The sequence below is a fragment of the Streptomyces sp. I05A-00742 genome, from assembly GCF_013055795.1.
Lineage (GTDB): Bacteria > Actinomycetota > Actinomycetes > Streptomycetales > Streptomycetaceae > Streptomyces.
Genome location: NZ_JABETO010000104.1, coordinates 1 through 328 on the forward strand (window position 1 = coordinate 1; position 328 = coordinate 328).

1 other RNA gene is annotated in these 328 nt (G+C 42.7%); it reads left to right on the forward strand.

Annotation, left to right across the window (positions count from 1 at the left end):
* Positions 1-2: 2 nt before the first annotated feature.
* Positions 3-328, forward strand: a transfer-messenger RNA (tmRNA) gene (gene ssrA / locus HN013_RS32260); the annotation flags it as partial.

Genomic DNA, 328 nt, shown 5'->3' on the forward strand with positions numbered 1-328 from the left:
CTTGGATTCGACAGGGGTCCCCCGAGCTTATTAAGCGTGTCGGAGGGTTGGCTCCGTCATCAACACATTTCGGTTAAATATAACTGACAAATCAAACAATAATTTCGCAGTAGCTGCGTAATAGCCACTGCATCGCCTAACAGCATCTCCTACGTGCTGTTAACGCGATTCAACCCTAGTAGGATATGCTAAACACTGCCGCTTGAAGTCTGTTTAGATGAAATATAATCAAGCTAGTATCATGTTGGTTGTTTATTGCTTAGCATGATGCGAAAATTATCAATAAACTACACACGTAGAAAGATTTGTATCAGGACCTCTGGACGCG